Raw genomic sequence first — 26,143 nt, 5'->3', positions numbered from 1 at the left:
AGTCGGCTCACCTGGTTTCAAGGGGAGCAACACAATGATCAAACGCAATCTGCTGGTGATGGGCCTCGCCGTTCTGCTGAGCGCCTGCGGTTTCCAGTTGCGTGGTACCGGCACCAACGAACTGTCGATCAAGGAAATCGACCTGAGCGCGCGTAACGCTTACGGCGAAACCGTGACACAGCTGCGTCAGACGCTGGAATCCAGCGGCGTCAAGGTCTACACAGGCGCGCCGTACAAGCTGTACCTGGCTGACGAACAGGAAAGCCAGCGCATTCTCAGCTATGCCGGTGCCGGCCGTACAGGCGAGTATCAGGTCAACACTGTGCTGAGTTATGACATCCGCGGCGACAAAGACCTGTCGCTGATCAGCGACAAGCTCGAAGTGCAGAAGGTGTTCATTCACGACGGCAACAACCTCGTCGGCTCCGATCAGGAAGCCAACGACGCCCGTCATGAAATCCGCCGCGAGCTGGTGCAGCGCATGATGCTGCGCCTGTCACAGCTGACTCCTGGCCAGTTGCAGCAACTGCAGCAAACCGCCAATGACCGCGCCAAGGCTGAAGCCGATGCGCTGGAAGCGGCGCAGAAGGCTGAGGCGGAAACCCCGCGTCAGTCGCCGCTCGAAATCCCGCAGCAGTAAGACGGTCGGGGCGCTCAGGCGCCCCGCTCGCCCTTCTTTATGAAGCTCGCTCCCGCGCAACTCGGCAAACACCTGCAAGGCGCACTTGCGCCGGTCTACATCATCAGCGGCGATGACCCATTGCTGTGTCAGGAAGCCGCCGACGCCATCCGCACCGCTGCCCGTCAGCAAGGTTTCGACGAACGTCAGGTCTTCGCCGCCGACGCCAATTTCGATTGGGGGACGTTGCTGCAGGCCGGCGCAAGCATGTCGCTGTTCGCCGAAAAACGCCTGCTGGAACTGCGTCTGCCGTCGGGCAAACCCGGCGACAAAGGCGCCGCCGCGCTGATCGAATATTGCTCACGCCCCGCTGAAGACACTGTCCTGCTGATCAGCTTGCCGAAGCTCGATGGCAGCGCGCAGAAAACCAAGTGGGGCAAGGCACTGGTCGAAGGCCAGCAAACCCAGTTCGTGCAGATCTGGCCGGTGGATGCCAATCAGTTGCCCAGCTGGATTCGTCAGCGCCTGTCCCAGGCCGGCCTGTCGGCCAGCCAGGACGCCGTCGAATTGATTGCCGCGCGTGTCGAAGGCAACCTGCTCGCCGCCGCCCAGGAAATCGAAAAGCTTAAACTGATGGCCGAAGGCGGGCAGATCACCGTCGAAACCGTGCAGGCCGCCGTGGCCGACAGTGCGCGGTTCGACGTGTTCGGCCTGACCGACGCGGTGCTCAACGGCGAACCGGCCCACGCGTTGCGCATGCTTGAGGGTCTGCGCGGCGAAGGCGTCGAGCCGCCGGTGATCCTCTGGGCACTGGCGCGGGAGTTGCGCCTGCTGGCCAACATCTCCCTGCAATACAGCCAGGGCACACCACTGGACAAGTGCTTCAGCCAGTCGAAACCGCCAGTCTGGGACAAGCGCAAGCCGCTGATGAGCAAGGCGCTGCAACGCTACTCGGCGCAACGCTGGGCGCAGTTGTTGCTCGAAGCGCAGCGTATCGACGCGCAGATCAAGGGCCAGGCGGCGGGTTCGCCGTGGATGAGCTTGAGTCGTCTGGCGTTGTTGATGGCTGGCCAGCGATTGTCTTTGCCTGCCGAATAAGGCAGTCGACCGCGCAGCGTCCATTCGCGAGCAGGCTCGCTCCCACAGGTGACCGCGTACCCATGTGGGAGCGAGCCTGCTCGCGAAAGCGCCAGAATATTCCTACGCATGAGCTACTGGACAGATGCGCTACATCGGCAGATTATTCCCGGCGCAAAACCACCACACCGAGAGAACCCTCATGAGCAAGAAGCCAGCAAAGCATGGCCCCAACAAGGCCAAATCCATCGTCGCCCAGCCCTTGTTCCGCAGCCGCCAGGAACGACCAGCCAAGGGCAAAGGCAGCTACCGCCGCGAAGCCTTCCGGTCTGACAACCGGGAGGCTTTTTACTTTCTGGCTGCCTGAAGCGCACCACCCCCCGCTCATGTTAAGGTCTGCACCTGATTCGTTTCCCCTGGAACTGTGCATGCCCCCAAGTCTTTCCCGTCGTTGGCCCGTGCGCCAATTGATCGCTGCCTCCAGCTTCATTCTGCTTGTCGCCTGCGCGGAAAAACCCACCGCCGCCGATGCACAACCACTTCAAGCCGCCCCGGTTACCACGGCCCCAGCGATTATTCCGCCGGTAGTGCCGTCCGCCGATCCGCTCGATATTCAACCGACCCAGACCTTCGCCGAATGGCAGGCCGGTTTCCGCAAAGATGCCCTAGCCGCCGGGATTCGCCCCGAGCTGTTCGATCAGGCATTTGCCAATGTCAGCTTCGACGCCAGCGTGATCCGCGCCGATCGCAGCCAGCCGGAGTTTTCCCGTCCGGTGTGGGAATACCTCGACGGCGCGTTGTCGCCGTTGCGTGTGCGCAAGGGTCAGGCGCTGATCAATCAGTACGCCGATATTCTGCAAAGCATTGAGCAGCGTTATGGCGTGGATCGCCAGGCGCTGGTGTCGGTGTGGGGCATGGAAAGCAATTTCGGCCAGTTCCAGGGCAGCAAGTCGGTCATCAACTCGCTGGCCACCCTCGCCTACGAAGGCCGTCGCCCGGGCTTTGCTCACGCGCAGTTGATCGCCGCCCTGCAGATTCTGCAGCAGGGCGATATCACGCCGGAGAAAATGCTCGGCTCCTGGGCCGGCGCGATGGGCCAGACCCAGTTCATTCCGACCACTTACAACACCCACGCCGTGGATTTTGACGGTGACGGCCGCCGCGACATCTGGGGCAGCCCGGCCGATGCCCTGGCCTCGACCGCGCATTACCTGCAAAGCTCGGGCTGGCAACGTGGCCAGCCGTGGGGTTTTGAAGTGCAATTGCCGAGCGGCTTCAACTACACCCTGGCGGATGGCACGATTCGCAAAAGCGTCGCCGAATGGCGGCAACTGGGCGTGAGCCTGCCCAATGGTGCGCAGGTGCCAGCCGGTTCCGAGCAACTGTCCGCCGCCCTGCTGTTGCCGGCCGGTTATCGCGGCCCGGCGTTTCTGATCCTCGATAACTTCCGCGCGATTCTCAAGTACAACAATTCTTCGTCGTATGCGCTGGCGGTGAGTCTGTTGTCCGAGCGCTTCGAGGGCGCGGGCCTGATCAATGGCAGCTGGCCGAAAGATGATCTGCCGCTGAGCCGCACCGAGCGCATCGAATTGCAGACGCTATTGAGCGCGCGTAATTATGACGCCGGCACAGCGGACGGGATTATCGGCGCCAATACCCGCAAGGCCATTCGCAGTGCCCAGCAGGCGCTGGGCTGGCCGGCGGATGGGTATCCGACGCACAAGTTGCTTGAGAGCCTGCGCAACCAATAGAAAGACCGCCGTATGGCGGATATCGCTTTCGCGAGCAGGCTCGCTCCCACAGTTGACCGTATTCCAATGTGGGAGCGAGCCTGCTCGCGAAGACTGACTGTCAGGCAATAACCGTTTCAGCCTTGATCACCACATCCTGCTCCAGCAGCAACTCCTGCTTCCCCGCATCCAGGCGCACCAGCGCGCCCAACGGCAGCGTCAGGTTCGGGTCGCAATGGCCACTGCGCCAACCCGACAACACCGGAATCCGTAACGGCTCAAAGGTTTGCTTGAGCAGCCGATTCAGCGCGTCGACCTCCACCCCGGCGATATCACCCACCAGCACACCGCGCAGCCTGGCCAATTTGCCGGCCAGACGCATCTGGGTCAGCAGGCGATCAATGCGATACAGAGGCTCGTTGATGTCTTCGATAAACAGGATCACCCCTTCGACATCAATCTCGTAGGGCGTGCCGAGAGTTGCAGCGATCATCGCCAGATTGCCGCCAAGCAACCGCCCGTGAGCGATGCCCGGTTCGACGGTTGATAACGGATACGCCGCGGGGTGGCTGAGCACACTGCCTGCTTTCAATTGCCCGCGCAGCATGGCGAAGAATGAGGTGACGGTCGGCGGCTCTTTGTCGCCTAGCAGGTCGGCGTTGAGCAGCGGGCCATGAAAGGTCACAAACCCGGCGTAGCGACTGATGGCCAGGTGCAGCGCAGTGATGTCGCTATAGCCGACAAACGGCTTGGCATGCCGGCTGAGCAGGTCGTAATCGATTCGGTCGAGCAGACGCGGCGTACCGTAGCCACCGCGCAGACAAATGATCGCGTCGACGTCGGGGTCAGCGAACGCCGCGTGCAGATCGCGCAGGCGTACGTCGTCACTGCCAGCCAGATAGCCGTCCTTCTCATAGACACCCGGAAACACCTTCAGCTCATAGCCACGCGCGCGCATCCACTGAAGCGCTTTTTCAGTGTCGAGGGCGCCGGGACCGGCAGGCGCGATGACGCCGATCGTCCCTTCGGAGGGCAGCGCCGGTACGGCTCGGTGGGCAATCAGGGTATGGCTCGGTCGAACGGTCATCCATGGGCTCCAGCGGTAAAGTCATGCACACACAGTAGTCAGCTGAAGAGACAAACAAAAGCCCCTTGTCTCAGGCAAAAAAATGCCCGCCGAGGAACCGTCCTCGGCGGGCATTTTTACATCAGCAGTGAATCAGGAACCCAGCAGCTCGGCCTTGACCAGCTTCGCCTGCTCGTCGGCGTGGTACGAGGAACGTACCAGCGGGCCCGAAGCGACGTTCTTGAAGCCCATCTTGTAACCTTCTTCGGCGAACCAGGCGAAGGTGTCCGGGTGCACGAAACGCTGCACCGGCAAGTGACTGCGCGACGGTTGCAGGTATTGACCGAGGGTCAGCATGTCGATGTCGTGTTCGCGCATGCGCTTCATGACTTCGATGACTTCCTCGTCGGTCTCGCCCAGACCCAGCATCAGGCCGGACTTGGTCGGAATGTGCGGCATCATCTGCTTGAAGCGTTGCAGCAGGGTCAGCGACCACTGGTAATCCGAGCCCGGACGCGCAGCCTTGTACAGGCGCGGCACGGTTTCCAGGTTGTGGTTGAACACATCCGGCGGCTCGGCAGCGGTGATTTCCAGGGCGATGTCCATGCGGCCACGGTAGTCCGGGACCAGGGTCTCGAGCTGCACGTTCGGCGACAGTTTGCGGATCTCGCGGATGCAGTCGGCAAAGTGCTGGGCACCGCCGTCACGCAGGTCATCGCGGTCCACCGAAGTGATCACCACGTATTTGAGCTTGAGGTCGGCGATGGCGATGGCCAGGCTTTCCGGCTCGTTGACGTCCAGAGGCTTCGGACGACCGTGGCCAACGTCGCAGAACGGGCAGCGACGGGTGCAGATGTCGCCCATGATCATGAAGGTCGCGGTGCCGCCGGAGAAGCATTCGCCGAGGTTCGGGCAGGACGCTTCTTCGCAGACGCTGTGCAGCTTGTGCTTGCGCAGCAGGCTCTTGATGCGGTCGACTTCCGGCGAAACCGGGATGCGCACGCGAATCCAGTCGGGTTTCTTCGGCAGTTCGGTGGTCGGGATGATCTTGACCGGGATGCGTGCAACCTTCTCGGCGCCGCGCAGCTTGACGCCGGCTTCAACCTTGGGACGCGGGGCCGGGCGCTCGGTCACGTCGAGCGTCGGGATCATGGTTTGCACTGCATCAGTAGTCATATCAGTCGATTCCGCCCGTGAGGGTCGTCTGCTCAGCATAGTCGAGGTGTTTGACGAGCTGCGCGCGCAGCCGGGCACTTACCTCGGCAAATTCAATCGATCCTGCGTGATCGCTCAGCTGGGTCATCGCCAGCCCGGCGTAGCCGCAGGGATTAATCCGTCGAAACGGTTCCAGGTTCATATCCACGTTCAGGGCCAGGCCATGAAAGGAACAACCGTGGCGAATGCGCAAACCCAGAGAAGCGATTTTCGCTCCATCGACGTATACGCCGGGAGCATCTGGCTTGGCGGCGGCGGTGACGCCGTAGCTGGCCAGCAGTTCGATCAGGCAGGCTTCCATGCGGCTGACCAGATCACGCACGCCGAAACCCAGCTTGCGCACATCCAGTAACAGATAGGCCACCAGTTGCCCGGGGCCATGATAAGTCACTTGGCCGCCACGATCGACCTGCACCACCGGAATATCTCCCGGCAGCAACAGGTGTTCGGCCTTGCCAGCCTGGCCCTGGGTGAACACCGGCGGGTGTTCGACGAGCCAGATTTCGTCGGCGGCAGTATTGCCGCGTTCGTTGGTAAAGCGCTGCATGGCATGCCAGACCGGCTCGTAAGCCATCTGGCCCAGCTCGCGAAAGCCCAGCGTGCCGTGCATCACAACACCATGTGCACGATGCCGGAAGCCCGCAGTTCGCTGTTGATGTTGTACAGCTGATCCTGGTCGGTGGCGACGATGTGCAACTGGATGGTGGTGTATTTGCCGTTGCTGCTTTGACGCTCGTCGATGCGCTCATCATTGATGGTCGCGTGTTTCAGGACGATCGCAATGATCTTGTCCTTGTTGCCAACACCCGTATCACTGATCACCTTGATCGGATAATCGGTCTGGGGAAATTCGATCTTTGGCGCCTTTACTTCGGTATCGGTCATGGCGTAACGGCCTCTAGAGTGCAAGCCGTGGTAACGCACATGGCCCCGCACCGGATCGGGGCGGGGCCATGCAGGTCAACACAAAATCAGTTGAACAAGCCGTAGAAGAATAGACGGATGCTATCCCACATGCGGCGGAAGATACCACCCTCCTCGACGCCGTCCAGAGCGATCAGGTCGGCGCTGTGCACTACCTTGTCTTCCAGTTTGACTTCGACTTTACCGATCACGTCGCCCTTGGCGATTGGTGCGACCAGTTGCGGGTTCATGGTCATGCTGGCAGCGAGCTTTTTCAGCTGGCCTTTCGGCAGGGTCATGGTCAGGTCTTGCGCCAGGCCGGCCTTGACCTGGCTGGTGGTGCCTTTCCATACCGGCGCCTGCGCCAGTTCGGTGCCCTTCTGGTAGAAGGTCTGGGTTTCGAAGAAGCGGAAACCGTAGGTCAGCAGCTTTTGGGTTTCAGCCGCGCGGGCCACTTCGCTGTTGGTGCCGAACACCACGGCGATCAGACGCTGGCCGTCACGTACCGCCGAGGACACCATGCAGTAGCCGGCTTCATCGGTGTGGCCGGTTTTCAGACCGTCAACGGTCTTGTCGCGCCACAGCAGCAGGTTGCGGTTAGGCTGCTTGATGCCGTTCCAGAAGAACTCTTTCTGCGAGTAGATCGCATAGTGAGCCGGGTCTTCGTGGATGATCGCACGGGCCAGAATCGCCATGTCGTGCGCCGACGAGTAGTGCTCAGGGTTTGGCAGACCGGTCGGGTTCATGAAGTGGGTATTGGTCATGCCCAGTTCGGTGACGGTCTTGTTCATCAGATCGGCGAAGGCGTCTTCGCTGCCGGCGATGTGCTCGGCCAGGGCGACGCTGGCGTCGTTACCCGACTGGATGATGATGCCGTGCAGCAGGTCGCTGACAGTGACCTGCGAACCGACCTTGATGAACATCCGCGAACCGCCGGTGCGCCAGGCGTTTTCGCTGACGGTCACCGGATCGTTTTCACCGATCTGGCCGCGACGGATTTCCAGGGTCGCGATGTAGGCGGTCATCAGCTTGGTCAGGCTGGCCGGTGGCAGACGCTGGTCGCCGTTGTTCTCGACCAGCACGTTGCCGCTGCTGGCATCCATCAGAACATAGGCCTTGGCGGCCAGTTGTGGTGGCGACGGCATCATCTCGGCCGCGAATGCGGCTGGCGAGAGGAGCAGCGGGACTAGCAGACACAGGCGTTTGGCAAAGGTGGTGATGTTCATCCGTCTCTCGAAATCGCTAATGGAAACTTGCCCGAAGGCAAAACTTATTCAGACAGCCTTCTAACGGGCCATCGCGTGTTCAGTTGCTCACTCCAGTCACCCTTGCCGGGCTTTTGTTCTTCGACGAGCCAACAACCTGGTTCACCCCCCGAATACCGCGAGTGAACCGTCAATCAAGGTCTACGTGTTACTCGGTGACCACGCTGGGCGAACCCAGATTGGCCAGACGCACACTGTTCTGCACCTGGGCGATCTCACCCGGCGAGCCGATCGGCCCCAGGCGTACCCGGTGCAGGGTCTGCTGATTGCGCACGATCGAGCTGATGAACACCGGCGCGCTCACCATCCCGCTGAGCTTCGACCTCAGCAGTTCGGCAGCGTCCGGGTTGGCGAACGCGCCCACCTGCAGATACTGGCCAGACGCTGGTGCAGAAGCGTTTTTTTTTGCATCGATCTGCACGGGCACCACGGCCGCGGCGTGTTGCTGCGGCGGCGGCGTCCATTGCTCGACGGTGCCGGCCGAAGCCGTAATCACTGGCGCGCTATTCTGCGCCACTTGCGGCTCATTGAGCATCAGCGGCGCCGGACGGCCCTTGGCCGCCCACCACTGCTGCGGATCGATGCCTTCGACCTTGACCCGCGCGGTGCCGGTTTCGGCATAGCCGAGTTTCTTCGCCGCAGCATAAGACAAGTCAATGATTCGATCGGAGTAGAACGGCCCACGGTCGTTGACGCGCAGGATCACGGTCTTGTTGTTGTCCAGGTTGGTCACCCGGACGTAACTTGGCAGCGGCAAGGTCTTGTGCGCGGCACTCATGCCGTACAGGTCATACACTTCGCCGTTGGCGGTGTTCTGGCCATGGAACTTGGTGCCGTACCAGGACGCCGTGCCCGAAGCCACGTAGGTCTTGGATTCCTGCAACGGAAAATAGGTCTTGCCCAGCACGGTGTAAGGATTGGCCTTGTACGGGCCGGTGTGCAGGGTCGGTGTCGCATCCGGGATGCGCGAAACATCGACATCCCACCACGGCGCGCCGTCTTTGTGCGCGCGGTTGATGTCCAGGCCTGGCTGGGCGCGGACAGCGGTGGACGGGGTTTTCTGCGTCGGCGTACGGCTGGTCGTGCAACTGGCGACCAGGACTGCCAACGCAGCGAAAGCCACCAGCTTCAGGGGTTTATTGTTAGGCAATGCCTGCATTACTTGACGCCCCGTGCTTGTACCAGCTGTTCAGACAGTTGATGTACGGCCATGGCGTACATCACGCTGCGGTTATAACGCGTGATCGCGTAGAAATTCTGCAGGCCCATCCAGTATTCAGGGCCGTTGTCGCCTTCGAGGCGAAATGCGGTAACCGGCATATCATCGCGCAGCGCATCATGACTTGACCAGCCCAGCGCCCGCAACTCTGCGACCGTCTTCACTGGTTCGATACCAGTGGTCAGGCCTTCATCGGCCTGCTCGCCGCGTACATCGGCGCGGCTGACCACCGGCTCGCCGGCGACCCAGCCGTGACGCTTGAAGTAACTGGCGACGCTGCCAATGGCATCGTCCGGGTTGTTCCAGATATTGATGTGGCCATCACCGTCGAAGTCCACCGCGTAGGCGCGAAAGCTGCTCGGCATGAACTGCGGCAGGCCCATGGCCCCTGCGTACGAGCCTTTCAGGGTCAGCGGGTCGACCTGCTCTTCACGGGCCAGCAGGAGGAACTCACGCAATTCCTTGCGGAAAAATTCGGCACGGGGAGGATAGTCGAAGCCGAGGGTCGACAACGCATCGATCACGCGGAAATTACCGGTATTACGTCCGAAAAAGGTCTCGACGCCGATGATCGACACGATCACTTGTGCCGGCACGCCGTATTCCTGCTCGGCACGGGCCAGGGTCGCCTCGTGCTGACGCCAGAAGTCGACACCCCGGGCGATGCGCGCGTCAGTGATGAACATCGGGCGATATTCATTCCACTGCTTGACCCGTTCGGCGGGTCTGGAGATGGCGTCGAGAATCGACTGCTTGCGTTGCGCCTCGCGGAACACACCCATCAGTTGTTCACCGGCGAAACCGTAGTCGCGGGTCATTTCGCCGACGAACTCGGCCACCTGCGGCGAGCCTTCATAGTCGCCGGCCAGCGCTTCCTGCATGCTGCCCAGGAGGCCCATCAGGCCTACCACTGGCGCGCATCGAGTCGCCCAGCCACGCATTACTTGCATTGCACTCTTCACCTTATTCAAACCTGTGCGATCCACTTGCGATGGGTATGGATCGACATCAAAACCCCAAACGCTGACAGCAGCGTCACCAGCGAAGTTCCTCCGTAGCTAATGAACGGCAACGGCACCCCCACGACCGGCAACAGGCCACTGACCATACCGATGTTGACGAAAACGTAAACAAAAAAAGTCATGGTCAACGCGCCGGCGAGCAATTTGCCGAACAGCGTTTGCGCCTGCGCGGTGATCACCAGCCCGCGACCGATCAACAACAGATAGATCAGCAGCAGCGCGCAAATCCCCACCAGGCCGAACTCTTCACCGAGTACGGCAATGATGAAGTCGGTGTGGCTTTCCGGGAGAAAGTCCAGGTGCGACTGGGTGCCGAGCAGCCAGCCTTTGCCGAAGACGCCGCCGGAACCGATCGCGGCTTTGGACTGGATGATGTTCCAGCCGGTACCGAGCGGATCGCTTTCCGGGTCGAGGAAAGTCAGGACCCGTTGCTTCTGATAGTCGTGCATGACGAAGAACCACATCGCCACCGACACCGGCACCGCCGCCGCCAGCACGCTGAGAATCCAGCGCCAGCGCAGGCCACCCATGAACAGCACGAAGGCGCCACCGGCGAGAATCAGCAGCGAAGTCCCCAGATCCGGCTGGCGCACGATCAGAATGAACGGCACGCCAATCAGCATCAGGCTGATGCCGACGTGCTTGAGCTGCGGCGGCAAGGTGCGTTTGGACAGATACCAGGCGATGGTTGCCGGCATCAGGATCTTCATGAATTCCGAGGGCTGGAAGCGGATCACCCCGGGGATGTTGATCCAGCGCGTGGCGCCCATGGCGTTGTGGCCCATGATGTCGACGACAATCAGCAAGACCACGCCGATCACGTAACCGAGCGGCACCCAACGGGCCATGAAACGCGGTTCGAACTGGGCGATGACGATCATCGCCACCAGACCGATACCGAAGGATGTGGCCTGCTTGCCGAGCAGATCCCAGCTCTTGCCGCTGGCCGAATACAGCACGAACAGGCTGCCGGCGGCGAGGATCAGCAACAGGATCAACAGCGGACCATCGATATGCAGTCTTTGCAGCAACGTCGCGCGGCGACGCATCACATCCTCGCTGGAGAGCATGCGATCGAAATTATTCATCACGGGCCGGGGCCTCCGCAGTGATTGGGCTGGCGTACTCGGCTTTCAGGTGGCCGTCCTGGTCGAGCAACCAGGCGTCCATGACCTGGCGCACCACTGGCGCCGCAACGCCGGAACCGGACTCACCGTTCTCGACCATCACCGACACGACGATTTTCGGATCATCGGCCGGGGCGAAGCCGACGAACAGGGCGTGGTCGCGGTGGCGTTCCTGGACCTTGGAGCGGTCGTATTTCTCGCCCTGCTTGATCGCCACCACCTGCGCGGTACCGGACTTGCCGGCGATGCGGTATTGCGCGCCGATCGCCGCTTTGCGCGCGGTGCCACGGGCACCGTGCATCACCTGCTGCATGCCGTGGTTGACCTTGTTCCAGTCGGACGGGTCGCGCAGGACGATATTCGGCATCGGGTTTTCATCCACCGGTTTCACCCCGTCGAGGGACTTGGCCAGGTGCGGACGGTTCCAGATGCCTTTGTTGGCCACCAGCGCCGTGGCCTGGGCCAGTTGCAGTGGCGTCGACTGCATGTAGCCCTGGCCGATCCCGAGAATCAGGGTTTCGCCGGGGAACCACGCCTGTTTGCGCGTTGCGCGTTTCCATTCGCGGGACGGCATCAGGCCCGGGGACTCTTCGAACATGTCCAGCGAGACCTTCTGACCGATGCCGAACTTGTTCATGTAGGTCGACAGCCGATCGATGCCGAGCTTGTGCGCCAGGTCATAGAAGTAGGTGTCGTTGGACCGCATGATAGCCGTGTCGAGATCGACGAAGCCGTCACCGGTACGGTTCCAGTTGCGGTACTTGTGGTCGTAGTTGGGCAGCATGTAATAGCCCGGGTCGAACACCCGGCTCGAAGCCGTGACCACGCCGGCGTCAAGACCGGCAATCGCTACCGCCGGTTTGATCGTCGAGCCCGGCGGGTACAGACCACGAAGCACGCGGTTGAACAGCGGCCGGTCGATGGAGTCGCGCAACTCGGCGTAGGCCTTGAAGCTGATCCCGGTGACGAACAGGTTCGGGTCGAAACTCGGCTGACTGACCATCGCCAACACTTCGCCGGTCTTGGGATCGAGCGCCACCACCGCGCCACGTCGCCCGCCCAGCGCGGCCTCGGCGGCTTCCTGCAACTTGATGTCGAGACTCAGGACGATGTCCTTGCCGGGAATCGGATCGGTGCGCTTGAGCACCCGCAACACGCGGCCACGGGCGTTGGTCTCGACTTCCTCGTAACCGACCTGACCGTGCAATTCCGGCTCGTAGAACCGCTCGATGCCGGTCTTGCCGATGTGGTGGGTGCCGCTGTAGTTGACCGGATCCAGCGACTTCAGCTCTTTCTCGTTGATCCGCCCCATGTAGCCCACCGAATGCGCAAAGTGCGCGCCCTGCGGGTAATGCCGGACCAGTTGCGCGACCACTTCCACCCCGGGCAGGCGGAACTGGTTCACCGCGATGCGGGCGATCTGCTCTTCGGTCAGCTCGAACAGGATCGGCACCGGCTCGAACGGGCGGCGCCCCTGACGCATGCGTTTCTCGAAGATCACCCGGTCCTCGGGCGTCAGCTCCAGCACCTCGACGATGACGTCGAGCACCTGCTGCCAGTCGCCGGAGCGCTCGCGGGTCATGCTCAGGCTGAAGCTCGGCCGGTTGTCGGCCACGACTACGCCGTTGCGGTCGAAAATCAGCCCGCGCGTCGGCGGAATCGGCTGCACATGGACGCGGTTGTTTTCCGAGAGGGTCGAGTGGTACTCGTACTGGATGACCTGCAGGTAATACAGACGCGCGATCAACACACAGATCAGCGCCACGATCACGATCGCACCGAACACGACACGGCTGCGCACCAGACGGGCGTCCTTTTCGTGGTCCTTGATGCGGATCGGCTGAGACATGAGGGCAGGCTTACTTGTGGTAAGGGTGGCCGGACAACACGGTCCAGGCACGGTACAACTGTTCGCCGATCAGGATCCGCACCAGTGGGTGCGGCAAGGTCAGCGGCGACAACGACCAGCGCTGGTCAGCGCGGGCACAGACTTCCGGTGCCAGCCCTTCCGGGCCGCCGACCATGAAGTTGACCGTGCGCGAATCCAGGCGCCAGCGATCGAGTTCGACCGCCAGTTGCTCGGTGCTCCACGGCTTGCCGTGAACCTCCAGCGTGACGATCCGCTCGTTGTGCCCGACCTTGGCCAGCATGGCTTCGCCTTCCTGGCGGATGAAACGGGCCACGTCGGCATTCTTGCCACGGGTGTTGAGCGGAATTTCCACCAGTTCCAGCGCCAGCTCGGACGGAAGACGCTTGGCATATTCATGCCAGCCTTCTTCCACCCACTTGGGCATGCGTGAACCGACGGCGATCAGGCGCAGTCGCACAGCGATCCCTTAGAACTGGTCTTTGTTGAGCTTGGTGAAATGCTCGTGGGTGTTTTCCGGGCTGTGGTGCTTGGCATCGGCCGCACGGCTTTGCTCGGCACCGGCCCACAGGCGCTCCAGGTCGTAGAACTGACGCGCCGAGGCAGTCATCATGTGCACGATCACCAGATCGAGGTCGAGCAGAACCCAGTCGCTGTCGCCCTTGCCTTCTTCGCCCAGCGGCTTGGCGCCCTGCTTTTTCACTTCCTCACGGACCTTGTCCAGCATCGCGTTGATCTGGCGATTGGAGGTACCGGTGGCGATGATCATGTAGTCAGTGATGCTCTGCTTGTCGCGCACATCGATGATCTGGATGTCCTGGGCCTTGACGTCTTCCAGCGCAGCGACGGCAATCTTGACCAGTTCGTCGCCCTTGAGCGGCTCGTTGGTGTTGACGGCTTCCGGCAGTGGTGCGCTCTTGAACGTGCCTTTGCGCTTTACTTTCGGTAGATCTTTATCAGTCATATGTAACTCGTTTTGCTCATGTATTCGGCGGCTTGGGGATACGGTGATCCGTATCGGTGAAGCACGCCTTGTTCAGTTCGACGCACGGTACAGACCGTGCGCATCGATGTAGGCCAGGACCGCGTCGGGCACCAGGAAACGTACCGACTTACCGCTGGCCAGCAGTTGACGGATCTGGGTGGCGGAAACCGCGAGCGGTGTCTGCCAGACGAATGCAATCTGTCCGCTCGGCCCTTTCAGGGCCAGCGGGTCGCTCACCGAACGCGCTGCCAGCAGGTTGCGCAAGGCATCCGGCGGTTCGCTGTCGGCGTCCGGGCGCTGTAGCACCAGGATGTGGCAATGCTGGAGCAACTCTTCCCAGCGGTGCCAAGTGGGCAGGCCGCAAAATGCGTCCCAGCCCAAAAGCAGAAAAACCTGGGTCTCGGCGGGCATCTCTGCGCGCAGCGACTCCAGGGTATCGATGGTCCAGGACGGTTTGTCCCGCTGCAATTCGCGGGCGTCCACCACCAGCGGCGGCAATCCGGCCACCGCGCACTCGACCATCGCCAGCCGATCCTGCGCCGACACCTGCGGTGTCCCGCGATGTGGCGGGCGCGCGTTCGGCATCAGGCGCAACTCGTCCAGCGCCAGCGCTTCGACAACTTCCAGCGCGCCACGCAAATGGCCGATATGCACCGGGTCGAACGTACCGCCCAGCACGCCAATGCGTTGTGGGCGCGACTCGCTGCCGGTGTGCGGCGCTGTCAGGTCGAGGTCGGTCAAGTCAGACCGTCGCCTGGCCGCGCAACTGGCCATCGCCGACCACGATGTACTTCTCGCAGGTCAGCCCCTCGAGCCCGACCGGGCCGCGGGCGTGCAGCTTATCAGTAGAAATGCCGATCTCGGCACCCAATCCGTATTCAAATCCATCGGCAAAGCAGGTCGGCGTGTTGATCATCACCGAGGCCGAGTCGACTTCCGCCACGAACCGGCGGGTGTCAGCGAGGTTTTCGCTGACGATCGAGTCGGTGTGATGGGAGCCGTAATGGTTGATGTGTTCGATCGCCTGCTCCAGACCGTCGACCACGCGGATCGACAGAATCGGCGCCAGGTACTCGGTGTGCCAGTCGTCTTCGCTGGCCGCGACCGCTTCGATGATCGCCCGGGTGCGCTCGCAACCGCGCAGCTCAACGCCTTTTTCGCGGAACTGCGCGGCCATCGACGGCAGGAAATCCCTGGCAACAGCCTGATCGACCAGCAGGGTCTCCATCGCGCCGCAGATACCATAACGATAGGTCTTGGCGTTGAAGGCGATGCGCTGGGCTTTGGCCAGATCGGCGTGTTCGCTGACGTAAACGTGGCAGATGCCGTCCAGATGCTTGATCACCGGCACGCGGGCATCGCGGCTGATGCGTTCGATCAGGCCACGGCCACCACGGGGCACGATGACGTCGACGTATTCCGGCATGCTGATCAGCGCGCCGACGGCGGCACGGTCGGTGGTTTCGACCACTTGCACCACAGCGGCGGGCAGTTCGGCTTCGGCCAGACCACGCTGAATGCACGCGGCAATCGCGCGATTGGAATGAATCGCCTCGGAGCCGCCGCGCAGGATGGTCGCGTTGCCGGACTTCAGGCACAGGCTGGCGGCATCGATGGTCACGTTCGGACGGGATTCGTAGATGATCCCGATCACGCCCAGCGGCACGCGCATCTTGCCGACCTGAATGCCCGACGGACGGAAGCTCATGTCGCGGATCGCGCCGACCGGATCCGCCAGTGCAGCGACCTGGCGCAAGCCGACGATCATGCCGTCGATGCGTGCCGGGGTCAGTTCCAGACGTTCCAGCAGCGCCGGCTCCAGACCGCTGGCGCGACCGGCAGCCAGATCCAGCTCATTGGCAGCGGCCAGCTCGGCGCGTGCAGCATCCAGAGCATTGGCGGCAGCCTGCAAGGCGCGGTTTTTCTGCGCGGTGCTGGCGCGACCGATGACCTTGGAGGCAGCGCGGGCGGCGCGACCCAATCGGGTCATGTAGTCAAGAACGGACTCAGTCATGGTCTGCTGGGGTCTTGGCAAAGAGGAAAGCGGCAGATTATAGCTGTCGCGTCCCGGGACTAACAGCGGTGACGGGCGGATGGTCGAAATGAGCTGCGTTTGGCCGTCGTTCAGACGTAATTAAGCTCAGCGTTGTTATCATCACGACCTCTTGAGCCTGGATAAACCTTGCCCATCATGACCAACGTGCCCCTTTGCCCCGAGTCCGCGCGCCTGCCCGTGGGTCTGCCGGACAGTTTTTTCGACCGCGACGCCCAGATTCTGGCGCAGGCGCTGCTCGGCAAAGTCATCCGCCATCGCGTCGGCGACCTGTGGCTGAGTGCGCGAATCATCGAAACCGAAGCCTATTACTGCGCGGAAAAAGGCAGCCACGCCTCGCTCGGCTATACAGAAAAGCGTAAGGCTTTGTTTCTGGATGGCGGCCACATCTATATGTATTACGCACGCGGTGGTGATTCGCTGAACTTCAGTGCGCAGGGACCGGGCAACGCCGTGCTGATCAAATCCGCCTATCCGTGGGTCGATGAAGTGAGCGGTCCGGCGAGTCTGGCGCAGATGCTGCTGAACAATCCCGATGCCCAGGGCCGACCGCGTCCGACACAGAAGCTCTGCGCCGGGCAGACGTTGTTGTGCAAGGCATTGGGTTTGAAAGTACCGATGTGGGATGCCAAGCGTTTCGACCATGAGTTGTTGCTGGTCGAAGACACCGGGCCGCCGCCCTCGCAGATTATTCAAACCACCCGGCTGGGCATTCCGCTGGGCCGTGATGAACACTTGATGTACCGCTTCGTTGACGCCGCGTATGCGCAATGGTGTACGCGGAACCCGCTGCGACGGGGTCAGGTCGAAGGCCGGGATTACATTTTGCTTCCCGTAACCGACGCCGCATCCGTCAATGAATGATGCCCCCCTGTGGGAGCGAGCCTGCTCGCGAAGGGGTCGTGCCAGCCAACGCTTGTATCGTCTGACACAGCGTATTCGCGAGCAGGCTCGCTCCCACAGGTCAGCAGTCAACCGCGTAACAATTACTTAAAGAATGAATGGAGTTTTTCTGTATGGGCCCATGGCTCGATAGCATCACCGGATGGCTCGGCGCCAATCCGCAGTGGCTGGCCGCAGCGGTGTTCATCGTGGCGTGCGTGGAATGTCTGGCGATTGCCGGGCTGATCGTGCCGGGCACGGTGTTGCTGTTTGCCGTGGCGGTGCTGGCCGGCAGCGGCGCGCTGTCATTGAGCGAAACGCTGCTGCTGGGCTTTCTTGGTGGCATTCTTGGCGATCTGATTTCCTACTTCCTCGGCCGCCATTTCCATCAGAACATCCGCCGCCTGCCGGGCCTGCGCCATCATCCGGAATGGATGGCCGGCGCCGAGTCGTACTTCCAGCGTTATGGCATCGCCAGCCTGCTGGTCGGGCGTTTCATCGGCCCGTTGCGGCCCATGCTGCCGATGGTCGCCGGGATGTGCGACATGCCCTTCCCGCGTTTCTTCGCCGTCAGCCTGCTGGCCGCTGCTGGCTGGAGCCTGGCTTATCTGTTGCCGGGCTGGGCCACGGGCGCAGCGTTCCGCCTGCCATTGCCTGAAGGTTTCTGGCTCGAAGCCGGGATTGTCGCGACCAGCATCGCGGTGATGGTCGGCCTGAGCGTCAACAGCAGCGTGCGCCGCCATCGTCGCGCGACGATCTGGATCGGCGGCATGAGCCTGTTGATCCTGATCGGTCTGTTCATCGGCTATCCATACCTCACCGCGCTCGACAACGGTGTGATGACTCTGGTCCAGGAACATCGGCAGCCAGCGCTGGACGAAATCGCCGTGACGCTGACCCTGATCGGCGAATTCCGCAACATGCTGCTGTTCAGCGCCCTGCTCGTCATTCTGCTGTTGTTGTGCAAGCAGTGGCGCCAGGCGATATTCGCTGGCGCCACCATGTTGATCACCGCTATGGCCAATACCGGAACCAAGTATTTTTTTGCTCGAGTGCGCCCGGAAGTACTCAGCGATCCATTGACCACCTACAGCATGCCCAGCGGCCATGCTTCTGGCGCATTCGCCCTGTTCCTGACGCTGGGCGTGCTGGCCGGGCGCGGTCAGCCGCCGCGCATGCGCCTGACATGGCTGCTGATTGCCTGCATCCCGGCACTCTCCATTGCCTTGTCACGGGTCTATCTCGGCGCGCACTGGCCAACCGACATATTGGCCGGTGCAATGCTTGCCAGTTGCGTGTGTGCTGCGGTGCTGTGGTTGAGCCAACGGCAGACGTCCCTTGACGCGATGCCGTTCAAGATCTGGTGGTTGATCCTGCCATCAATGGTTGCTCTGTTCGGCTTCTTCGTACTGCGCCACTTGCCACATACATTGTTGCGATACGCCTACTGATACAGACAACTTACAAGCCACATGTTTTATACGTCGCTCTTTCGGAATATTCCGACAAGAGCGGCGTTGATAACCTACGCAAACTTCCTCTCCTGCGGTTAACTTTCCTGGTTATAAAACCGACGTTTCCGCATTCCCAATCGACGCCAAACTAGCGTTACATAGTCCAGCCAGAACACGGTCGCGAAGTCTTTTGCAGTTGAAAAGCCGTTAGTTCAATCCGCCTGGCTCGAGCACTTACTGACAACCACTATTTATCCGGTCCAGGCATTGAAGTTCTGCCGCGCCACTATCAATTCATTTTTTGCCGAGTTATTCATGAGCCCAAAGATACCCCGCAAGACGCCTGTTACAACGCCGCATCAAACTGATCTGCACGCACCCGCACCACATCGCCCCTTGATCGATGCCAGCGCCGTTGAAATATCGAGAAGGACCGGTGGTCACGACCAGACGCTGCCCACAACAACTTCCGGCAGCCCCCTCGCCGATGCAAACCCGAGACTTCCGGCGATCGAAATCTTTCAGTTACCGGCACACGGCGCTTCTCGTTCGGAGCATTCCAGTTCAATAAACGATTACTGGTTGTCGGAAGCTTTTCTGCGTGGAATGAAGCCTGCCGACACCGATGGATTTCGCTGGGTCGTTGGCAGAAAGTTCGTTGACGTCGAATATCAGGGCGCTTTGCAAACCACTCACGTCGGTGTAGATGAAACCGGCGCATGGCGCAGCAAGTTACTGACCGAGCGCGTGCCCTCCGGACCGCTTTTGTATAAAAACGCAGGCAGTCCCACCTGGCGCCTGACCGAACAACCCGCGCCGAAGCGAGCGCGCCTCGCCCCCGTGACAACGCCCGTCAATCAAAGCCGTTACAGTCCATCGGGGCGTTCGCCGGATGCTCAGGGTTACTACGAAATGCATCCGCTTTTTGCAGCGCGCACAGACACCCCCCTGTTCGCCTTCAGGGATTCATTTGGCAATTTCATTGCGGTAGATCCTCCGCTGGGCGGATTCGCGGCGTCGCCGACCCACCTCAAACAGTGGACCGATCATGATATCTGGCAGCTATATGGGTTGCAGGGGCAGGACATTGCGCGCTTTCGTGCCGAAGCCCAGACCACCGGCATGCCCCCACAGTGGGCACATCCCACCACCACGGACAATCCGGCAACCGATCTGCTGCGCGACTCGCTGCGCTGGCTGCATCCGCAGATGAGCCGTGCAGAGCGCGAAGCCTTTCTGCAATCGTTCAATCTGCTGCCCAGGCAATTGACCCGCTTGCAGCAGGAGATGAGCGACCATCTGGCGATTCCAGCCTGGGCACTGGCGCACAAGCGCCTGTTGAATGACATCACCAACCCGCAACGCTTTGAGCAATTGGCCACAGATGCGGTCGAGCAGCTCAACCTCAAGCGCAATGCCCGCCACGACTGGTACGACGCAGAACAAGTCCTGACCCCCGAGGTCCGCGAGGAACTGTTGAAACAGCTCGGTTACCTGCGTAACAAACACAATTGCCTGTATCGCACGGACGTCCCGGCGCTGTTTCGCGGTGACGAGCGCACGCCGTTCGAGCTGGCGAACGACGGCACCATGCTGCCCCGCTACCATCACGAACCCGGCGCCACCACGCACAAGCCGATCAGCGCGACGTTCAGTCTCGAGCAGGGCCAGATGTATGCCAGCGCCCCCGACCCCGAATACCTGCGTTTCAACAGCCAGACCCACAAATATCCGGGGCGCGATGCGGGTGACAGCAGCTCAGACAGCGGCGCAAGCGATGCCGATGATTCAAGCAGTTCCTCATCCGACTGGTCTGATCCTGAGAGTCCCGTCGCCTGGGATCACGAGCGGGGTTATCGGTCCTCGCGCACACGGCAGACGGAAATGTTCTTGTACGCCCTCGACACGCGCAATCTGGAAGTCGTCCCGCACGAAGAGAACATGGCGTTCAATTCCGCTGCGCGTGAAAACCCGCCGACCTGGTTTCCCTCCGACGATTTCGAGGGGCTGATTTCGGTCACCCGCAGCGGAGTTCCAGCCGAGCGTATCTGGTTACTGAACACAGACCTGAGCAAAGGCGCCAGAGTCGCAGACATCAAGGAACAGGCCGGCGCGGACGCTGAGCGCATCGAGGCGGCGACCCACGCCGGGCATGCCAACAAATTCCAATACGACCGACTGATCGACAAAGTGGAAGCGGCAGGACTGCCAATCCTCAGGCTGTCGGGCAACAAGAACGAGTTTGCCTACGACATCGTCTGGCCCTGAACCGGGCGCGCCCACGCAACGCCGGAGAGGAGACCGCCATCCTCATGCACACCATTAAAGGATTAATACGTGTCGAAACTCATCGTCCCTGCGACCCACATCGCCCACGTTCGCGCACTTGAAGTTACCCCCATCAACGTCTCGGCGAACCCCCATGCCCCGCCCTCCCATATACGCAATCAGACGCAGCCGCCAGGCGAGTTGCCTGGCACTGATCCGTCGCTTCGCAAGACCCTCAAGGCCCTGGACAAGCATCTGGGCCTGCTACGGATCGGTGAAATCATGATCAGTCGGGTCGAGCTGCACGCGCTGGGGGCGACCGTTGGCGGTCAACCTGTCAGTCCGGAGAATGCCCACATGAAGAGCGTGGATCAGGCATTTCTGGACGGGCTCAACTTCGAATCGGCGCAGGTACAGTCGCGCTTGAAAGCCGTGGATTTTCCCGACAATGACATAGCGGCAATGCTGTTCTACGAAATTGCCTGCAAGCGCTCGGTGGATGCCGGCCCACTGTTCATCAGTGATACGCCGCTGGTTTCCGGCAGCGCCATGGATCGTCTCAACAAGCTGGGCAAGGCTGCGCAAAAGCTGGAAATCCACCGTGCGGACGCGTTTGCAAACGCGCCGGGCTGGGTCAACAAGAGCAAAAGCTATTTGATGAGCGGCGCAGGAGTCGGCATGCAAGCCTTCGGCATCTACAGTGGCTACATGGCCCTGACGGACGCGATAAACAAGGGCGAAAAGCTGGAAATGCTGTACTACGGCGGATCCATCGCTGCTGAACTCGGTTCGCTGATCATCGAGCAGGGCCTGACCAGAACAGGCCAGGCGATGCTGACTCAGGGCAGCAATGTACTGAAGGGTTTTGCGCTGACCTCGATCGGCAAATACATGAGCCGTGGTGCGGGACTGTTCGCCAGCGCGATTACCTTGCCGTTCGACATCGTCGACGCGATCAAATCGTTCAACGCCGCCGCCGCGACATCAGGCAAAGAGGCTCAGGATCATTATTTCAGCGGTGCCCTGAGTGTCGCGAGCGCTGGCATCAGCCTGGTGCTGGGGGTCGCCGCGCTGGCCGGCTTCGGCAGTGTTGCCGGCCCGCTCGGCCTCGCGGCCGCTGCGCTGCTCATCGGCGGATCGATGATTTATCAGGCCGCCAGGGTCGTCGACGATATCGACGACTACATCGAACTGACGACACTTGAGCGTCTGCGCTCGGGATGGTTCACCTTCACCGGCAAGGAACTGGACACCGAGGTGATGGACCGTTTCAAACTGTCCAGGCTATACAGTGACTATGAAAAACAGCTCGAACTGTCGGCGCAAGACATGCTGGCCGGAGCTTACAAGGACTCCATCGCACATGTGGTCAATGGCACGTTTCGCGCCGAATTGCGCCCTGTCGAACTATGGCGTTACCAGTGGGACGAAAGCGCCGGGCAGTTGCCGTTCAGACTCGACAGCCAGGCGGTGATCGTCGGCGGCGACGATGCAATCGACGCAAGCGTCGGATTACCTGACAACCTCAAGGGCATGGTCAGCGGCAGCCAAGGCGAAGGCAAAGGCGTGTTCTGGCGCCTGGGTGATGGCAACGACCGCGTGGTGGGCGTCAAGGCGCGGCCCAACCTCTTCACCTACCGCGAAGGTCACAAGGCACTGACCGGCGGCGACACAAATGATGCGTTCTACCAGGAAGTCTCTGATCAGGAACTGGATCGATCGACCAGACCGCCGCACATCAATGTGCTGGATGGCGGCTCGGGCAACGACCTGGTTGCGTTCGAAGGCGTCCGTCCGATTACCGACACGCGTTACGTCGGTCACGACGTCAATCTGCAGACCGGCAAGGTCTCACTTCGCGGCCCCGACTCTGCGAACGACACTCTCGAAGTCGCCCATCTGATTTCCATTGAAAACGTTGCGACCTTGCGCAAAGGCACGAGCACTATCACCGGCAATGACCAGCCCAACCAGATTTCCGCCAACGGATACGACCGCATCAGCGCTGGCGACGGCAACGACACGATCGCAATTTTCGGTACCGAGTGCACGGTGGAGGGCGGCGGCGGCGAAGACCGCTATTACATTGCCGACACCAATGCACGTACAACGATCATCGAGCGTGGCGAACATTCGAGCCTGATCGAATTCGGCTGGACGATGGCGGTTATTCAACGCTGGCAAATCATCGGTACATCACTGGTGGTCAATTCTTTGAGCGGCAGGGACGGCAGCGACCCCGACCATGTGCTGACCCTCGAAAACGTCTATCGAACGGTCAACGGTCAGCGTCAATTGAATAACGCTCAGTGGGCCTTCCGCACCCTCGACGGCTATGAACTGCGCGCGCAGCTGCCCACTCGACCAGGTGAAGCCTTGAGTCAGGACATCGAGGTTGCCGTCACCGTCAGCGGACGGCCGGCACCCGCCCCGGCAATCGTCAACGTTGGCACGGTGGCGCTGGACGGTCAGGGCGTGCAGCGCCACTTCGTCGCACGTACCGAGCACAGGGTCGAATTCGTCGCCGCAGGCAACGCTACCGGCGCCCGTACCATTTACCTGGATTACCAGGACAGCGAGATCGTCGACGTGGTGGTCAGCTATGGCGTGGAAGTGCGCGAGGGTGTTTCGGGCAACACGCACCTGACCTACAAGAACATCGGCCTGTCGATTCTGCTGCCATCCAAAGTGCTGACCTTCAAAGGCGTGATCCAGACGATTGCCGCCGCGACGGGCTACAGCGGCCACAACAGCCTGAAAGTCACGACACCGCTTCTGGCCGGCGACATCGTGCTGGTCATGCAGGATGACGTTTCGTACCGCGTGCAGGTGCCCGCGTTCGATTACCGGGACGACGCCAGAAATCCCGGAATCCGTATGCTCAGCTCGCGGAGCTGGTTGAAGCGGCGCAACGGAAAATATCCATTCATCCGTCCGTTGGTCAGCGAGAAACCATCACTGGGCGGCCAGAACAGCAAAGTGGTCATCGAATCGCGGCCGCACACCGGGATTTATCTGCTCGAAGGCAAAAGCGCGACTTACGACGTTTATCTCGCCAGCAACAGTATCCTGCGTCTGGCCACACCGGGCGCTGCGGCAAAAACGGCCAATGCATCGAGATGGAATCTGTTTACCCGTGCCCTGACAGAAACTGCCACACGCGCCGATATCCAGCTCCAGGGCAACCGCCTGCGCATTGCCAGCGTCACTGTGGAGTTGCCGGACATCTTGGATGACACTCCGGTGGAGTCCATTTGTGTGGTGACGTCAGCCGGCAACATTTATGAAGTCTCGCTGCTGTTTGAGGTGTTGCAGCTGTATGTGATCGATGCTCGTGGCTACGCCAGTGTCGAGGCATTGCTGGCAGATATCGAAAAGCACAAACAACGCCACGAACTGGCCGCACGGGTCTACGTCATCCACATCGGTTACAAAGCCGACATAGTGGGCACGCTGGTTTACAACTCGGTGAGCAATCAATGGACCCTGCTGAATGATCCGCTGGAGCGCGTCGACCGCGAAGGTCTGTTCATCCCGGTCAACATGAGCTGACCGTGCGCTGCCGGTTTCAACATCGTGCCAGGGTGGGCCTGCGCTGATCTTCGTTTGCGCCTCGAGTCATGCGCTTTGCAAGTGAAACTAGGCGAACAGTTCGCCCTGCAACTCGTCCAGCAATGCCTGGATCGCATCCAGGCGTTGCTGTGGGTCGTCGAGTTGCAGCAGATCGATCTTGTCCTCCTCGGCGAAGGGCAAGAGATAGGCAAGCTGATTGGCCAGCGCCTGTTGCCCGGCGGCTTCGGTGCCCATGTTCAACGCCTCGACCATCGGGTGTTCGGCCAGCGCCTTGAGCAGCGCGACCAGGTCGGCGTCCTCGTCCTGCAACGGTTGCTCGGGCTCATCGTCCAGCCACTCGACGTCGGCCAGAATCAGTTGATCGCGCTGCACTTCGGTGCGCAGCACAGTGAAGCGCCGTCCGCCTTGCACGCGAATGCCGAGCAGGCCGTTGTCCTGTTGCTCGAAATCGGTGATCCGCGCCTCGCAGCCGACCATTGCGAAACCTTCTGGTGCCACACCGACTTCGCTGCCCTCAAGGATGCACACCACACCGAAACCGACGCCCTGCTTCATGCAGCGGCCGATCATGTCGAGGTAGCGCGCCTCGAAGATCTGCAGATCGAGGTTGCAGCCGGGGAACAGCACCGTATTCAGCGGGAAAAGCGGCAGACTCATAGACATATCCTTACACCACCATCGACACCGCCAACGGCAGGAACACCGCCGTGGCCACGCCCATCAGACTCATCGCCAGCGCGGCGAACGCGCCGCACTCGTCGTTTTCCTGCATCGCCACCGCCGTGCCGACCGCATGAGCGGTCATGCCCAGCGCCATGCCGCGCGCTTCGGGGCTGTGCACGCCGAGGCGGGTCAGCAGCGCCGGGCCGAAGATCGCGCCAATCACCCCGGTGATCAGCACGAACACCGCGGCCAGCGCCGCCACGCCGCCGATCTGCTCGGCGACCAGCATGGCGATCGGCGAGGTCACCGATTTCGGCGCCATGGTCATCAGGATCATGTGATCGGCACCGAACCACCAGCCCAGCGCCACGCCCATGCCCGTTGCGACCACCCCGCCTATCACCAGCGTAGTAAAAATCGGCCAGAACAATTGGCGAATGCGCCGCAGATTCAAATACAGCGGCACCGCCAGCGCCACCGTGGCCGGCCCCAGCAGAATGCTGAGGATCTCGGTGCTCTTGCGGTACTCCGCGTAGGTCAGGCCGCAGCCGACCAGCACACCGATCACCAACAACATGGAGACCAGCACCGGTTGCAGAAAGATCCAGCGGGTTTTCTCGAACGCCGCCAGCACCAGTTGATAGGCGCCGAGGGTGATGCCAATGCCGAACAGCGGATGATGAATCACCGACGCCCACGCGCCTTGCCAGTCAAACAGCATCAGGACTCCTCCGCCGGCGGCGCGTGACGTTTGACCAGCCGCTGCATGAGCACGCCGGCAAAGGCCATCGACAGAATCAGCGAAACCACCAGCGCGCCGACAATCGCCCAGAAATCCGCAGCAATCGCCGTGGCATACACCATCACGCCCACTGCCGGCGGCACCAGCAGCAACGGCAGATAACGCAGCAGACTGCCTGCTGCCTGATTCAACGGCTCGCCGACTTCACCGCGAATGATCAGGAACACCAGCAACAGCAGCAGCCCGATGATCGGCCCCGGCAATATCGGCAACAGCAAATGATTGAGCGCGGTGCCAAGCAATTGGAACAGCACCAGCAGGGTCAGGCCACGTAACAACATCCGACATCTCCGTCTTACATTTTCAGCCAGCAGGGGCTCGGCATTATAAGCATGCCGGCGCTATGGACCGGC

Annotated in this window: 24 protein-coding genes; 8 read left to right on the top strand and 16 right to left on the bottom strand. The window is 61.2% G+C overall.

Translation table 11 applies throughout. The features are described 5' to 3' along the window. Window positions 1–34 precede the first annotated feature (34 nt). From KVG85_RS23325 to KVG85_RS23310, 4 genes are all read left to right on the top strand, one after another. A complete protein-coding gene (locus tag KVG85_RS23325; RefSeq protein WP_217865145.1) occupies window positions 35–640 on the top strand; it encodes an LPS-assembly lipoprotein LptE in 606 nt (201 codons plus the stop codon). Window positions 641–679: 39 nt separating this feature from the next. Then, window positions 680–1,717: a DNA polymerase III subunit delta gene (holA, locus tag KVG85_RS23320; RefSeq protein ID WP_041477726.1), complete on the top strand. Its 1,038-nt coding sequence runs from the start codon at window positions 680–682 to the stop codon at window positions 1,715–1,717. A 181-nt stretch (window positions 1,718–1,898) separates the two neighbouring features. Then, window positions 1,899–2,063, top strand: coding sequence for an alternative ribosome rescue factor ArfA (gene arfA, locus KVG85_RS23315; RefSeq protein ID WP_016773035.1), 165 nt, complete (start codon window positions 1,899–1,901; stop codon window positions 2,061–2,063). 61 nt (window positions 2,064–2,124) lie between these two features. Continuing rightward, window positions 2,125–3,447 carry a lytic murein transglycosylase gene (locus KVG85_RS23310; protein ID WP_217865144.1) on the top strand — a complete coding sequence of 441 codons (1,323 nt, stop codon included), beginning with the start codon at window positions 2,125–2,127 and terminating at the stop codon, window positions 3,445–3,447. 100 nt (window positions 3,448–3,547) lie between these two features. Here KVG85_RS23310 and KVG85_RS23305 read toward each other — a convergent pair whose 3' ends face one another. The 13 genes from KVG85_RS23305 to KVG85_RS23245 all read right to left on the bottom strand — a co-directional run bounded on the left by KVG85_RS23305 (window position 3,548) and on the right by KVG85_RS23245 (window position 16,109). After that, entirely contained in the window at window positions 3,548–4,513 is a 966-nt protein-coding gene (locus KVG85_RS23305; RefSeq protein WP_217865143.1) for a S66 peptidase family protein, read from the bottom strand. A gap of 132 nt (window positions 4,514–4,645) precedes the next feature. Continuing rightward, complete coding sequence (gene lipA / locus KVG85_RS23300) at window positions 4,646–5,644, bottom strand: lipoyl synthase (RefSeq protein ID WP_160768663.1); 999 nt, start codon at window positions 5,642–5,644, stop codon at window positions 4,646–4,648. Between the two features lie 25 nt (window positions 5,645–5,669). Continuing rightward, the gene (gene lipB / locus KVG85_RS23295) at window positions 5,670–6,317 is read right to left on the bottom strand and encodes a lipoyl(octanoyl) transferase LipB (RefSeq protein WP_071173697.1); all 648 of its coding nucleotides are present in this window, start codon (window positions 6,315–6,317) and stop codon (window positions 5,670–5,672) included. Continuing rightward, window positions 6,317–6,592 carry a DUF493 domain-containing protein gene (locus KVG85_RS23290; RefSeq protein ID WP_024014446.1) on the bottom strand — a complete coding sequence of 92 codons (276 nt, stop codon included), beginning with the start codon at window positions 6,590–6,592 and terminating at the stop codon, window positions 6,317–6,319. Before KVG85_RS23290 ends, lipB begins: the two co-directional genes overlap by 1 nt. Window positions 6,593–6,678: 86 nt before the next feature. Then, on the bottom strand, window positions 6,679–7,836 hold the full coding sequence (locus KVG85_RS23285) for a D-alanyl-D-alanine carboxypeptidase family protein (RefSeq protein WP_016773028.1): 1,158 nt from the start codon (window positions 7,834–7,836) through the stop codon (window positions 6,679–6,681). Window positions 7,837–8,023: 187 nt separating this feature from the next. After that, window positions 8,024–9,034 carry a septal ring lytic transglycosylase RlpA family protein gene (locus tag KVG85_RS23280; RefSeq protein WP_016773027.1) on the bottom strand — a complete coding sequence of 337 codons (1,011 nt, stop codon included), beginning with the start codon at window positions 9,032–9,034 and terminating at the stop codon, window positions 8,024–8,026. After that, entirely contained in the window at window positions 9,034–10,044 is a 1,011-nt protein-coding gene (mltB, locus tag KVG85_RS23275; protein ID WP_217865142.1) for a lytic murein transglycosylase B, read from the bottom strand. The genes KVG85_RS23280 and mltB overlap by 1 nt, the downstream gene beginning before the upstream one ends. Window positions 10,045–10,061: 17 nt before the next feature. Then, window positions 10,062–11,165 (bottom strand): rod shape-determining protein RodA, encoded by a 1,104-nt coding sequence (gene rodA / locus KVG85_RS23270; RefSeq protein WP_051600793.1) that lies wholly within the window; start codon window positions 11,163–11,165, stop codon window positions 10,062–10,064. A gap of 31 nt (window positions 11,166–11,196) precedes the next feature. Continuing rightward, window positions 11,197–13,092 (bottom strand): penicillin-binding protein 2, encoded by a 1,896-nt coding sequence (gene mrdA / locus KVG85_RS23265; RefSeq protein ID WP_071173699.1) that lies wholly within the window; start codon window positions 13,090–13,092, stop codon window positions 11,197–11,199. Window positions 13,093–13,102: 10 nt separating this feature from the next. Beyond that, entirely contained in the window at window positions 13,103–13,570 is a 468-nt protein-coding gene (rlmH, locus tag KVG85_RS23260; protein WP_011063671.1) for a 23S rRNA (pseudouridine(1915)-N(3))-methyltransferase RlmH, read from the bottom strand. A gap of 9 nt (window positions 13,571–13,579) precedes the next feature. Then, window positions 13,580–14,074, bottom strand: coding sequence for a ribosome silencing factor (gene rsfS / locus KVG85_RS23255; protein WP_016773024.1), 495 nt, complete (start codon window positions 14,072–14,074; stop codon window positions 13,580–13,582). Between the two features lie 72 nt (window positions 14,075–14,146). Beyond that, on the bottom strand, window positions 14,147–14,869 hold the full coding sequence (nadD, locus tag KVG85_RS23250; RefSeq protein WP_024014451.1) for a nicotinate-nucleotide adenylyltransferase: 723 nt from the start codon (window positions 14,867–14,869) through the stop codon (window positions 14,147–14,149). Further along, entirely contained in the window at window positions 14,838–16,109 is a 1,272-nt protein-coding gene (locus KVG85_RS23245; protein ID WP_217865141.1) for a glutamate-5-semialdehyde dehydrogenase, read from the bottom strand. Before KVG85_RS23245 ends, nadD begins: the two co-directional genes overlap by 32 nt. 177 nt (window positions 16,110–16,286) lie before the next feature. Here KVG85_RS23245 and KVG85_RS23240 point away from each other — a divergent pair, with 177 nt between their 5' ends. The 4 genes from KVG85_RS23240 to KVG85_RS23225 all read left to right on the top strand — a co-directional run bounded on the left by KVG85_RS23240 (window position 16,287) and on the right by KVG85_RS23225 (window position 24,304). Continuing rightward, window positions 16,287–17,012 (top strand): DNA-3-methyladenine glycosylase, encoded by a 726-nt coding sequence (locus KVG85_RS23240; RefSeq protein ID WP_217865140.1) that lies wholly within the window; start codon window positions 16,287–16,289, stop codon window positions 17,010–17,012. Window positions 17,013–17,164: 152 nt separating this feature from the next. Further along, on the top strand, window positions 17,165–18,481 hold the full coding sequence (locus KVG85_RS23235; RefSeq protein ID WP_217865139.1) for a bifunctional DedA family/phosphatase PAP2 family protein: 1,317 nt from the start codon (window positions 17,165–17,167) through the stop codon (window positions 18,479–18,481). A gap of 270 nt (window positions 18,482–18,751) precedes the next feature. Further along, window positions 18,752–20,752 (top strand): hypothetical protein, encoded by a 2,001-nt coding sequence (locus KVG85_RS23230; RefSeq protein WP_225926892.1) that lies wholly within the window; start codon window positions 18,752–18,754, stop codon window positions 20,750–20,752. A gap of 69 nt (window positions 20,753–20,821) precedes the next feature. After that, the gene (locus tag KVG85_RS23225) at window positions 20,822–24,304 is read left to right on the top strand and encodes a calcium-binding protein (RefSeq protein ID WP_367615322.1); all 3,483 of its coding nucleotides are present in this window, start codon (window positions 20,822–20,824) and stop codon (window positions 24,302–24,304) included. Window positions 24,305–24,391: 87 nt separating this feature from the next. Here the strand turns inward: KVG85_RS23225 and KVG85_RS23220 are convergent, their stop codons facing one another. The 3 genes from KVG85_RS23220 to KVG85_RS23210 are packed head-to-tail and all read right to left on the bottom strand — an operon-like array spanning window position 24,392 to window position 26,071. Continuing rightward, window positions 24,392–24,982 (bottom strand): LON peptidase substrate-binding domain-containing protein, encoded by a 591-nt coding sequence (locus KVG85_RS23220; protein WP_016773014.1) that lies wholly within the window; start codon window positions 24,980–24,982, stop codon window positions 24,392–24,394. A gap of 10 nt (window positions 24,983–24,992) precedes the next feature. Further along, window positions 24,993–25,709: an LrgB family protein gene (locus KVG85_RS23215; RefSeq protein ID WP_016773013.1), complete on the bottom strand. Its 717-nt coding sequence runs from the start codon at window positions 25,707–25,709 to the stop codon at window positions 24,993–24,995. After that, window positions 25,709–26,071, bottom strand: coding sequence for a CidA/LrgA family protein (locus KVG85_RS23210; RefSeq protein WP_016773012.1), 363 nt, complete (start codon window positions 26,069–26,071; stop codon window positions 25,709–25,711). Before KVG85_RS23210 ends, KVG85_RS23215 begins: the two co-directional genes overlap by 1 nt. Window positions 26,072–26,143: the final 72 nt, after the last annotated feature.

Origin of the sequence: Pseudomonas triticicola, assembly GCF_019145375.1 — a bacterium.
Taxonomy (GTDB): domain Bacteria; phylum Pseudomonadota; class Gammaproteobacteria; order Pseudomonadales; family Pseudomonadaceae; genus Aquipseudomonas; species Aquipseudomonas triticicola.
Note: the sequence above shows the minus strand (reverse complement) of the source record. Positions and strands in the feature narration are given on the sequence as shown.